Genomic DNA, 12099 nt, shown 5'->3' with positions numbered 1-12099 from the left:
GGCGGATGCTTTCGATCAAGAACCTGAGCCATGTCTATGCCAACGGCGTACGCGCCTTGGACGACGTCAGTCTCGAGGTCCCCCCGGGAATGTTCGGCCTGCTGGGCCCGAACGGGGCCGGCAAGTCGACGCTGATGCGTTCCATCGCGACCCTGCAGACCCCGACCTCGGGCGATATCCACTTTCAGGACATCGACGTGATCGCCCAGCCCGAGCTGCTGCGGCGGACGCTGGGCTACCTGCCACAGGACTTCGGGGTCTATCCGCGGGTCTCCGCCTACGACCTCCTGGACCACATGGCGGTGCTGAAGGGGGTCGCCGGGAAGGCGGAGCGCAAGGAGACCGTCGAGGGCCTCTTGCAGCAGGTGAACCTGTGGGCGGTGCGCAAGAAGGCCGTCGCCGGCTACTCCGGCGGCATGCGCCAGCGGTTCGGCATCGCCCAGGCGCTGATCGGCCGCCCCCAGCTGATCATCGTCGACGAGCCCACCGCCGGCCTCGACCCGGAAGAGCGCAACCGGTTCCTGAACCTGCTGGCCGAGATCGGCGAGCAGGTGGTGGTGATCCTGTCGACCCACATCGTCGAGGACGTCTCCGACCTCTGCCCACGGATGGCGATCATCGCCGACGGCAGGATCGTGCGCGATGGCGCGCCGCACGAACTGCTCGCCAGCCTCAAGGGCCGCATCTGGACCAAGACCGTCGACAAGGCGAGCCTGGAAGCGGTCCGCGCCAGCCACCAGGTGATCTCCACCCGGCTGTTCGCCGGTCAGACCGTCGTCCACGTCCTGGCCGACAAGGACCCGGGCGACGGCTTCGCCGGCGTCGCCGGCGGGCTGGAGGATGTCTACTTCTCGACGCTCGCCGCCGCCCGCCAAGCCGCCTGAGGCGCGGGGCGCATGTTCTTCAAGATCGCGGGCTTCGAGTTCCGCTACCAGGTGCGCCAGCCGATCTTCTGGGTCGCGGCGATCATCTTCCTTCTGATGTCGTTCGGGGCCGTGGCCTCCGACAATGTCCAGATCGGCAACACCGCCAACGTGCACAAGAACGCGCCCTGGGTGATCGCCCAGACCAGCCTGGTGTTCGCGGTGATCTACATGTTTGTGACCACCGCCTTCGTGGCCAATGTCGTGGTGCGCGATGACGAGACCGGCTTCGGGCCGCTGATCCGGTCGACGCGGGTGACCAAGTTCGACTACCTGTTCGGCCGCTTCACCGGCGCCTACGCAGCTGCGGTCCTGTCGTTCGTCGCCGTCCCGCTCGGCATGTGGTTGGGCTCGCTGATGCCCTGGGTCGACCGCGAGACGCTCGGGCCGTTCCTGCCGGCCGCCTACCTCTACGCCTATTTCTGGTTGGCCGTGCCGGTGCTGTTCCTGAGCTCGGCGGTGTTCTTCACGCTCGCCAGCCTCACCCGCTCGATGATGTGGACCTACGTCGGCGTCGTCGCCTTTCTGGTGCTGCGCGCGGTGTTCGGACTGATCCTGTCGCGACAGGGCCTGGAGTCCACGGCGGCGCTGTGGGAGCCGAACGGCATCGCCGCCTTCGGGCTCGCCACCCGCTACTGGACGGCCAGCGAGCGCAACGCCCTGGTCCCGGCGATCGAGGGCTACATCCTGTGGAACCGGCTGCTGTGGCTGGGCATCGCGGCGGGTTTCCTGGCCCTGTCCTATGTCCTGTTCCGCTTCGAGACGGGCAAGGCCTCGCGCAGCCAGCGCCGGGCCGCGAAGCTCGCCGCCCGGTCGGACCCGCCGCCGGGGGCCTCCAGCGCGCCGCTCCCCAAGCCGCGGTTTGACGGCGCGGCAGCCCGCGCCCAGCTCTGGGCGCGCACGCGGCTCGACATGGGCCAGGTGTTCAAGAGCCCGGCCTATTTCGTGCTGCTCGGCCTGGCGGCGGTGCTGTCGATCGTCAACCTGTGGCTGGCCACCGACATCAGCCTCTATGGCGGCCGGATCTTCCCCGTCACCCGCGTGATGATCTCAGCGCTTGGCGGGATCTTCAGCGCCGTGACCGCGATCATCGCCATCTACTACGCCGGCGAGCTGGTCTGGCGCGAGCGCGAACGGCGCACCCACGAGATCGTCGACGCCACCGCGATCCCGGACTGGGCCTTCCTGGCGCCCAAGACGCTGGCCATCTCGCTGGTGCTGATCTCGACGCTGGTCGTCAGCATCGCGGTCGCCGTCGTCATCCAGCTGATCAAGGGCTACGCCCACCTGCAGCTCGGCGAGTATCTGCTGTGGTGGCTGCTGCCGCAGTCGATCGACCTGATGCTGCTCGCCGTGCTGGCGATGTTCGTCCAGGCGCTGAGCCCCCACAAGTTCGTCGGCTGGGGTGTGATGGTGATCTACATGATCTCCAGCATCGTGATGTCGAACCTGGGCCTGGAGGATAACCTCTACCAGTACGGCAGCGGCGTGAACGTGCCGCTGTCGGACCTCAACGGCCAGGGCCGGTTCTGGATCGGCGCCTACTGGTTCCGGCTCTACTGGTCGGCCTTCGCCATGATCCTGCTGGTGCTGGCCTATGGGCTGTGGCGGCGCGGAACCGAGACGCGGTTCATGCCGCGCCTGCGCCGCCTGCCCTCGCGGCTGAAGGGCGCGCCGGGCATCGTGCTGGCGCTCGCCGTCGCGGTGTTCGTGGCCAGCGGCGGCTACATCTTCGTCAACACCCACGTCTGGAATCCCTACCGCAACCACCTCGCCGTGGAGCGCTTCCAGGCCGAGGCGGAAAAGGCGCTCTGGCGCTTCCACGACACGCCGCAGCCCACCATCACCGACGTCAAGCTGGACGTGCAGCTCTACCCGCGCGGGCCGAAGGTCGTGACCCGCGGCAGCTACCAGATCGAGAACCGCACCGGCGCGCCGCTCAAGGAGGTCCACGTCCGGTTTTTCGACCGCGACCTGGTGGTGAAGCGCCTCGAAGTGCAGGGCGCGAAGCTCAAGACCGACTACCCGGCCTACAAATACGGGATCTGGACCTTCGAGACGCCCATGCAGCCCGGCGAACGGCGCACCGTGGCCTTCGAGACCGAGCGCGAGCAACGCGGCTTCGCCAACGGCGGCCAGATGCTCAGCGTCGTGCCGAACGGCTCGTTCCTCAACGACTTCGACGTGGCGCCGGCCTTCGGTCTCGACCTGAACGGCCTGCTTCAGGACCGCGCCAAGCGCCGCAAGTACGGCCTGCCGCCCGAGCGGCGCGTGGCCAAGCTCGGCGACCCGGCGGCGACCCGGTTCACCTTCATCCGCCACGATTCCGACTGGGTGAATTCCGACATCACGCTCACCACCGACGCCGATCAGGTCCCGATCGCGCCGGGCTACCAGGTCGCGACCCGCGTCGCGGGGGGGCGGCGGACCTCACGCTTCGTGACCGAGGCCCCGATCCTGCATTTCTTCTCGATGCAGTCGGCCCGCTACGCGGTGAAGACGGTCGCCTACAAGGGCGTGGCGATCAGTGTCTACTACGACGCGCAGCACCCGTGGAACGTCGACCGGATGATCAAGACCGGCGAAGCCGGGCTCGACTACTACCAGGCCAATTTCAGCCCCTATCAGTTCCGCCAGCTCCGGTTCCTGGAGTTCCCGGCCCCCGACGGCAGCTTCGCCCAATCCTTCGCCGGCACCGTGCCGTGGTCCGAGGGGCTGGTGTTCATCGCCGACGCCGGCAGCGACCCGTCGCGCATCGACATGGTGACCTACGTCGGAGCCCACGAGCTGGGCCACCAGTGGTGGGCCCACCAGGTGATCGGGGCCGACGAGCAGGGGGCGACCATGCTCGACGAGACGCTGGCCCAGTACTCGGCCCTGATGGTCATGAAGCACATGTACGGGCCGGACATGATCCGGAAGTTCCTGAAGTACGAACTCGACGGCTACCTCCGGGCGCGCGGCGGCGAGGCGGTCGAGGAGGAGCCGCTGGAGCGGGTCGAGAACCAGGCCTACATCCACTACCGCAAGGGCTCGCTGGTCATGTACCGGCTGCAGGACGAAATCGGCGAGGCGGCGGTGAACCGCGCCCTGCGCAAGTTCCTGCACGACCACGCGTTCAAGGCCGCGCCCTATCCGACCGCGGCGGAGCTGGTCGCGGACTTCCGCGCCGAGGCGCCGGCCGACAAGCAGCAGCTGATCACCGACCTGTTCGAGCGGATCACGCTCTACGACCTGAAGACCAAGTCGGCGGTGGCGAGGAAGCGGCCGGACGGCCGCTGGGACGTGACGCTGACGGTCGACGCCAAGAAGCTCTACGCCAACGGCCAGGGCCGGGAGACCGAGGCGCCGATGGCGGGCGAAACGGTCGACGTTGGCCTGTTCGCCGCCGAGCCGGGCAAGCCCAGGTTCTCGGCGAAGGACGTGATCTCGATGCAGCGCCTGCCGCTGCGATCGGGCGTGCAGAGCTTCGTCGTCACCGTGGCCCGCAAGCCGCTGTTCGCCGGCGTCGACCCCTACAACAAGCGGATCGATCGCAACTCCGAGGACAACGACATCAAGGTGACCGGCGGCTGAGGCGTCGCCGCCGCTACTTCCCGTCCACGGAGAAGGCCAGCAGGACGTTGACGCCGTTGGAGCCCACCCGCGCCGCGCCGTTGTTGCCGCTGACGATGTAGACCATCCCGTTCGCGACCGTCGGGCCCATGCCGTCGATGCCGCCGCCGGGCTGACCCTTGATTCCGTTCAAGGTCTCGTAGGTCTGGGCGGTGGTGGAATATTCCCAGACGATCTTGCCGGTGGCCGCGTCATAGGCCCGGAACCAGCCGTCCAGGGCGCCTTCGAACACCAGGCCCGGGATGATCGCCGGGGCCGCCGATTGCGAACGGATGCAGCGGCTCTCGCGGGCGCCGTCGCTGGCGTAGTGGCAGGGGGCCTTGGGCGCCGGGGTGAACCAGATCACCTTGCCGGTGGCCGGATCGACGGCGTTGAGGCCAGGCCGGCCCGGCGCCTGCGCCGGCGCGCCGGGGCGCATCGGACGGCCTTCCGAGGCCACCTGGCCGAAGTCGGAGACGGGGATGTAGACCTTGCGGTCGTCCGCGCCGATGCCCCACTCGATACCGCCGAGCGCCGAGCCCTCGCCCAGCCGCTGTTGCCAGATGAGCTTGCCGTTGTCGGGATCGAACCCATAGGCCATGCCGGACTTCTGGCCGGCCACCAGCACCTGCTGGCCGCCCTTCAGCGTCATCAGGATCGGGGTGGCCCCGAAATCGACGTCGGGACCGAGCGGGGTCGGGCAGTTGCCGGACTTCGAGGCCGGGCCGCAGCCCATGACGAAGTTGTCCTTCTGGGTGACCTGGTGCTGCCAGCGGATCTTGCCGGTGGCGATCTCGATGGCCATCACCGAGTCCGGCCCGATGGTCGGCACGTCGGTGTAGCTGTCGCCGGTGACGATGTAGACGAGGCCCCGCTTCAGATCGAGCGAGGGCGCCGCCCAGACCGCCGCCCCGGCCGGGCCGGTCAGGGTCTTGCCCTCCGACTCGCGGGATTTCTGCAGTGGCTCGGAGATGGTGGGGGTCTTCCACAGCATCTTGCCCGTCTTGATGTCGAGCGCCGCCAGCGAACCGCGGAAGGTGCAGCAGACGTAGGACCGGCTCATCGCCGCGGCCTCCTCGATCGAGGAGATCGGCACCAAGAGCTTGTCACCCGCCACGACGGGCGAGCCCGTGAGGAGGGAGATCTTGTGGCTCTCCAGCTCGGGGCTGCGCCACAGTTCCTTGCCGGTCTGGGCGTCGAAGGCGCGGACCAGCCGGTCGCTCTGGCCGATGAAGGTCGCCCAACCCGAGGGCGAGATCGGCGAGCGGATCACCACCGGGGTGGTGCGCGACACCAGGTCCGAGACGACCCAGCGCACGCAGCCCGACTTGGCGTCGAGGGCGTAGAACTTGCCGGAACGGTTGGTCACCCACAGCCAGTCGCCGACCACCGCCGGCTGGCCGCCGCCGGCCATGGAGAAGGCCCACTTGAGTTTCAGCTTCGGCGCCTCGGCTGCGGTGAGGCCGGGATGGCGCTGGAAGCGGCTGGAACGGTCGTCCACGCCCATGGAGGACCAGTCGCCGACAGCCGACTTGATGGCCGGCGCCGGGCCCTTGCACATGGGATCGGTGGTCTTCGGCCCGCCGGTGATGGCGATCTGCGGCATCTCCACGTCGCCGCGGCCGGCGGCGGCCGGCGGAGCCGGGGTCTTGGCCGCGGTCAGGTAGCCGGCGACGGCTTCCTTATCGGCCTGAGTCAGGCCCGCGGCCATGGGAGCCATGATGCCGGAGGTGAGCGCGTTGACGATGTCGTCCTTGGACCGGCGCGCCAGGTCCGCGGGCGTGGGCGCCCGCTCGGCGCCGCCCTCGTGGCAGCTCTTGCAGCGCTGCTGGTAGATCTGCTCGCCGGCATTGGGCGCCGAGGGCTGGGCGCTGGCGGTGGGCGCCCAGGACGACACGGCCGCGCTGGCGGCCAGGACAAGGCCGCAGGCCCAGGACTTCATGAATGCCACGCTCAAATCCCCCCGCCTCGTCGGCGTCAAATCACGCAATCAATCGGGTAAGAATGCCCTGTCCGAGGCGATCCGTCACTTGCCCCCGCCGGACGCGGGCGCAGATGTGGTGACCGCCGTCTTCTCGGCCGGCGCTGGGGGCATGGGCATCGGCGCGCCGCCCCCGCCGCCGCGGCGGCCCTTGGGCAGCAGCTTCTGGGCCGCCGCCAGCTCGGCCGGCTCGATGAAGCCGTCGTGGTCGGTGTCGATCAGGGCGAAGTACTTCTTCAGCATCTCGCCGGCCTGGCCGTGCAGCTCCGAGGGCGCGAGCTTGCCGTCGATGTTCGTGTCGAGGACCCCGAACAGCAGGTTGTTCTGCAGCGCGGTCTCGTACTCCGGCGTCTGCTTCTTCACCGTCTCGTCGACCCAGCGGTAGTGCAGATAGGTGGCCAGCATCTCGTCGGTGGTCTGCTCGCCCCAGTGGACGGTCTTGTTGGGATCGGGGTTGGCGGGGTTGCGGATCGAGTTGTCATAGGTCCAGCGGGCGATGATCTTCGAGCCGGCCGGCACCTTCAGCGGGTCCTTCAGGAAGTACTCGTACTGCCAGTTGAAATCGTAGCGCGGCAGGGCGAGCAGCATCACCTCGTGGCCGTCCGGATAGCGGATCGCGACCTTCGTGGACGAGCCCCGCTTATGGGCGTGGGGGGTGATGCCGTAGAGGATCGCGTCCTTCGGGAAGGCGATGTAGGCGACCTCCGGGTGGACCTCGGTCTTGGCTGGGATCTCGATGTTGAAGTCGAAGATGCCGAAGGTGCGCAGGACGTACTTCGGCTCCTCGCCCTTCTTGTAGAAGTAGATGCCCATCTGGGTGTCCTCGACCGTCTCGCGGCCGTAGGGGGTATAGTGGTTCTGGAAGGCGACGCCGCCGGACGGCGGCACCCAGACGCCGGTGTTCACCGGCTCGATGTTGGAGCCGCGGCCCGGGCCGTAGCCGCCCAGCGAGGCGCCCCAGCGGGCCTCGGAGACCTGTTCGCCGGGCTTGAAGCCCTCCGGCACCACGCCGGTCAGGATGTGGTGCACCACGGCGCGGTCGGAGATGCGGAAGGTGGTGGCCTTCATCCACCGCCCCTCGGCCATTTTGTTTTCGACCACCGGGTGCTGGTATTCCATGAGGCCCGTGGCCGGGACCTTGGCCGGCGGGACGTTCAGCACGACGTCGGGCTTGCCGAGCGGCCATTCCGCCGCCTGGAAGTGGATCTTCGCCAGGGGGTCAGGCCCTGAGCCGCGCGGCGCGCCGGCGTCCACCCAGTGGACCAGGGTCTTCATCTGCTCCGGGGTCAGCCGCTCGTCGTCCTTGAACTGGCCCACGGTCTCGTCGGCCAGGAAGGGCGGCATGCGATGGGTGCGGATCACCTCGCGGATCATCGGCGAGAAGCCCTTGACCTGGTCATAGGTGTTCAGCGCCATGGGCGCGACGCCGCCAGGCTGGTGGCAGGTGGCGCACTTCGCCTTGATGATCGGGGCGACGGTCTGCGCGTAGGAGATCTTCGCGAAGGCCGCCTGGTGGGCGCGCTCCGGGAAGGCGATGACCCCGCCATGCGACGGCTCGGCGGCCATGGCGACCTTCTCGCCGGCCACTAGGCCGTCCAGCGCCGCCTTGGCGTGGGCGCCGGCGGCCGGCCCGCGGTAGGCGACGGTCCAGGTCCGTGGATCGATGACGATGGCCTCGGCTGCGCGGGTGACGCCCAGCTCCTCGCCGACCAGCTGCTCGTAGTCGAACAGGATCGGCATATCGAGCCCGGCCGCCTTGGCGTCGGCGATCACCGGCTCGCGCTTGTCGCCGAGCGTTGAATCGAGCGCCAGGAACTCGACGCCCTTGGGCGCATAGGCGGCCCTGAGCGCCGTCAGCGCCGGCGCATCGGCGCGCAGCGCCGCATCGCCCCGGGCATAGGTGACGATCACCACCGCCTTGGCGTCGCTCATCCGATAGAGTTGCTTGGCCAGCAGGTTCTGGTCGGCGAGCATGAAGTCGCCCACCTGGACCGGGCCCGCCGCCGGCGCCGCGTCGGCGCGGGCCTTGAGGGCTGCGCCGCCTGCGGTGAGCGCGGCCATGGTGAGCGCGGAAGCCATCAGGCCCCATTTCGAAACCTGGCGCGCGGTCTTCGCAGAAAGCTTCATCGGCCGTCCTCCCAGCCGGGCAGCGGCCCCCGGCCCCGCCCGCTCGCGGTATTCTAACCCTGGCTTCTACACGCCAGTTACGAGATAGTGTGTATCATAACTGATGGGTCGTGATCCATGTCAATGACGGCCGACGCGCGGGTGGTGCGGACGCGCGAGGCGCTTCGGCAAGCGATGGTGGACCTGGCGGCCGAGCGGCCGCTGGAGGCGATCACCGTGCGCGCCATCGCCGAGCGGTCCAGCGTCAGCTACGCCACCTTCTTCCGTCACTACGCCGACAAGGAAGCCTTGTTGGCCGACGTGGCCGACGTGCTCACCCGCGACTTCCTGCGGCAGGTAGCGCCACTGCTGCGACAGCGCGACCGGCTGGGGGCGGCGAGGAGCCTCTGCGCCTATGTGGAGGCCCACCTGCCGATCCATCAGGCGCTGATCGCCGGGGGCGCGGGAGAGACGGTGCGGGCCGGCATGCTGCGCCAGGCCATGGAGACGGTGGCCGGCGCGCGGCCGACGGCGCCTGAGGGCCCGCTCGACGATCTGGTCCTGTTCCATGTCGTCTCGGCGATCCTGAACCTGCTCGCCTGGTGGCTCCGCAACCGCGAAACCGTGGATCGCGACACCATGGCCGAGATCATCGAGCGGACCGTGCTCACCCCCACAGCGGCCTTGAAGCGACAGCCGCCGGCGGCGCTGGATCCCGCCCAGGCGGCGGCCGACCGGGCGGGCGCGATCGACGCACCCCGGCGGCCAAACATTGCCGCGGCGACATACCGGTCGTAAAATTGGCGGATAAACAGCCCGGATATTTCCGCGCCAAAGTCATTCTTCGGGAGCCTCCTTTGAAACGCGCCGCCCTTCTTGTCCTCTCGACTGCCTTGTGCGCCGCGCCGCTGGCCTATGCCGCCGCGGCGCCCACCGCCGCCCCGGCCAGGGCCGCCGCGCCGTTCAAGGCTCCGCGCAATGCGTTCGGCCAGCCGGACCTGTCCGGCAACTGGACCAACGCGACGCTGACGCCCATGACCCGCAACCCGAAGTACGGGACCCAGCTGGTCATGCCGCCGGACGCGGTGAAGGCCGAAGAAGCCGGCATGGCCAAGGAGTTCGCGGAGGGCAACAAGCCCACCGATCCGAACGCCGGCGTGCAAAAGGGCGTCGACAAGAACGTGCGTCCCGAGTTCGCGGCGGCCGGCGGCGACGTGGGCGGCTACAACATCGGCTGGCTCGACCCGGGCTCGCAGGTGATGCGGGTGCACGGCGAGCCGCGCACCTCGCTGCTGACCACGGCGAACGGCCAGTTCCCGCCGCGCAAGGGCGGCGGCGCGGGCGGCATGCAGCGCTACGGCGGCATGGGCTCGTTCGACAGCTACGAGACCCGCTCGCTTGGCGAGCGCTGCATCATGGGCTTCGGCCGCAACGCCGGACCGCCGATGTTCCCCAACGGCTTCTACAACAACAACTACCAGATCATCCAAACGCCGGACTACGTGGCCATCGACGTGGAGATGGTGCACGACCTGCGCGTCATCCGCCTGAACTCGACGCACCGCACCGACGGCGTGCGGCCGTGGATGGGCGACTCGATCGGCCACTGGGAGGGCGACACCCTGGTGGTCGAGACCACCAACATCCCCGAGAAGATGAACTTCGCCGGGTCCTGGAAGAACCTTAAGGTGACCGAGCGCTTCACCCGCGTGGGGCCGGGCCGGCTGCTCTACCAGTTCACGGTCGACGACCCGGACACCTGGGACAAGCCCTGGGGCGGCGAGTACGAGTTCGGCGCGCTCAAGGGCCAGCTCTACGAATACGCCTGCCACGAGGGCAACTATGCGCTCCCCGGCATGCTCGGCGGCGCACGCCGGGCGGAGCAGGAAGCCGCCGCGGCGGCCGCCAAGCCGGCCCCGGTCGCGCCGGCCCCCACGGCGCCGGCCAAGGGGACCAAGGGCGGCGCCCACTAGGCCAGCACCCCGCTGCGACGATCACGGGCGCGGCTGCTTCGTAGCCGCGCCCTTTTTCGAGGCCTAGGCCCGTACCTCGGTGAGCGCGCCCGGAGCGGCGAAGCCGCGGAGGTTCTCGTCGATGGCCTGGGCCAAGGCCAAGGTGCGGGCGTCGCCGCCCACCGGGCCGATCAGCTGCGCGCCGACCGGCAGGCCCGCCGCGGTGCGGCCGGCCGGGATCGCCGTCGCCGGCAGGCCGAGCGCGGTGGCCAGCGCGATCCAGCTCAGCATGGAATTGTAGGGGATCACCTCGCCGGTCGAGAGGCCGAGGGCGCGCGACTGGAAGGCCCGATGGTCGTGCGGGAAGGCCGTCACCGGGGTGATCGGCGCCAGCACCGCGTCGAACCGTTCGAACAGCGCCCCGATCTCGTGTTTCAGCCGGCAGCGGACCGCGTCGGCCTCCATCCACTCGCGGTGGGTGGCGGTGTAGGCGAGCGCCATGGCCGAGGGCGACATGGGGTCGGAGCCGCGCTTCACCGCCAGGCGCGCGAAGGGCCGCATCATCTGCATCTGGCGTAGCACCTGGGGCGGCAGGTCCTCGCCGAGCACGCCGCCCAAGAGGGTGTGGTAGCTGACCATCAGCTGGCGGGCGTCGACCGGCGTCGGCATCGGCGTCACCTCGGCCCCGGCGGCGGCGAGCTCGTTGGCCAGCGCCAGCAGCACCGTGCGCAGCTGCGGGTCGAGCGGGAACATCGGCTCGTCGAGCCACAGCGCGATGCGTGCGGTCTTCAGCTCCGCCGGCGGAGCCTTGGGCGCCACCGAGCCGCTGGCGATGATCGAAAGCAGCAAGCGCAGGTCGCGGGCCGAGCGGGCCATCGGGCCCACCACATTGAGATCGCGCTCCACCCAGGAGCCCGGATGCGGCGGCACGTGTCCGTGCTGGGCGACGAGGCCCCAGGTCGGCTTGTGGGAAAAGACGCCGCAGAAGCTGGCGGGGACGCGCAGAGAGCCGCCGATGTCGGAGCCGATCTCCAGGGCGGTGATGCGGGCGGTGAGCGCCGCGGCCGCCCCGCCGGAGGAGCCGCCCGGCGTGCGCGCCACGTCCCACGGATTGTTGGTCACCCCGTAGAGGCCGTTGAAGGTCTGCCAGTCGCCGGCCATCACCGGCACATTGGTCTTGCCCCAGATCACCGCGCCGGCGGCGCGGGCTGCGGCGACGGCGGTGGCGTCGTCGGCCTGGCGGCGGCGCAGGCTCTCCAGGCCGGAGGACGCCGCCATGCCGGCCACGTCGAGGGTGTCCTTGACCGTCATCGGCAGGCCCGCGAGCGGCCCCAGCGGCTCGCCCTTCATGCGCAGGTCGTCGATGGCGCGGGCCCGCGCCATGGCCCTTTCGGGGTCGGCCATCACCACCGCGTTCAGGAGGCCGTGGGTCTGCTCGTGGCGGGTCATGGCGATCTTCAGCAGTTCCGCCGCCGAAACCCGCTTGGCCGACAGGGCCGCGATCTGACCTGCGGCGTCGAGCTCGAGGACGTCGGCCATGGCT

At 69.5% G+C, this 12099-nt stretch carries 7 protein-coding genes; 4 read left to right on the top strand and 3 right to left on the bottom strand.

From position 1 onward, the window contains the following. The first annotated feature begins 5 nt into the window (after positions 1-5). On the top strand, positions 6-884 hold the full coding sequence (locus VGT80_RS11810; RefSeq protein WP_327456018.1) for an ABC transporter ATP-binding protein: 879 nt from the start codon (positions 6-8) through the stop codon (positions 882-884). A 12-nt stretch (positions 885-896) separates the two neighbouring features. Then, a complete protein-coding gene (locus tag VGT80_RS11805; RefSeq protein ID WP_327456016.1) occupies positions 897-4499 on the top strand; it encodes an ABC transporter permease/M1 family aminopeptidase in 3603 nt (1200 codons plus the stop codon). A gap of 13 nt (positions 4500-4512) precedes the next feature. On the opposite strand, the gene VGT80_RS11800 is transcribed toward VGT80_RS11805, so the two are convergent. Both VGT80_RS11800 and VGT80_RS11795 read right to left on the bottom strand, forming a co-directional pair. After that, complete coding sequence (locus VGT80_RS11800) at positions 4513-6459, bottom strand: PQQ-binding-like beta-propeller repeat protein (RefSeq protein ID WP_327456143.1); 1947 nt, start codon at positions 6457-6459, stop codon at positions 4513-4515. 84 nt (positions 6460-6543) lie between these two features. Continuing rightward, positions 6544-8625 carry a hypothetical protein gene (locus tag VGT80_RS11795; protein WP_327456014.1) on the bottom strand — a complete coding sequence of 694 codons (2082 nt, stop codon included), beginning with the start codon at positions 8623-8625 and terminating at the stop codon, positions 6544-6546. Positions 8626-8742: 117 nt separating this feature from the next. Here VGT80_RS11795 and VGT80_RS11790 point away from each other — a divergent pair, with 117 nt between their 5' ends. Together VGT80_RS11790 and VGT80_RS11785 are read left to right on the top strand one after the other, a co-directional pair. After that, positions 8743-9402 carry a helix-turn-helix domain-containing protein gene (locus VGT80_RS11790; protein ID WP_327456012.1) on the top strand — a complete coding sequence of 220 codons (660 nt, stop codon included), beginning with the start codon at positions 8743-8745 and terminating at the stop codon, positions 9400-9402. 59 nt (positions 9403-9461) lie between these two features. Next, positions 9462-10577 (top strand): hypothetical protein, encoded by a 1116-nt coding sequence (locus VGT80_RS11785; RefSeq protein ID WP_327456010.1) that lies wholly within the window; start codon positions 9462-9464, stop codon positions 10575-10577. Between the two features lie 63 nt (positions 10578-10640). Here VGT80_RS11785 and VGT80_RS11780 read toward each other — a convergent pair whose 3' ends face one another. Further along, positions 10641-12095 (bottom strand): amidase family protein, encoded by a 1455-nt coding sequence (locus tag VGT80_RS11780; RefSeq protein ID WP_327456008.1) that lies wholly within the window; start codon positions 12093-12095, stop codon positions 10641-10643. Positions 12096-12099: the final 4 nt, after the last annotated feature.

The organism is Phenylobacterium sp. (assembly GCF_035944335.1).
Classification (GTDB): domain Bacteria; phylum Pseudomonadota; class Alphaproteobacteria; order Caulobacterales; family Caulobacteraceae; genus Phenylobacterium.
Note: the sequence above shows the minus strand (reverse complement) of the source record. Positions and strands in the feature narration are given on the sequence as shown.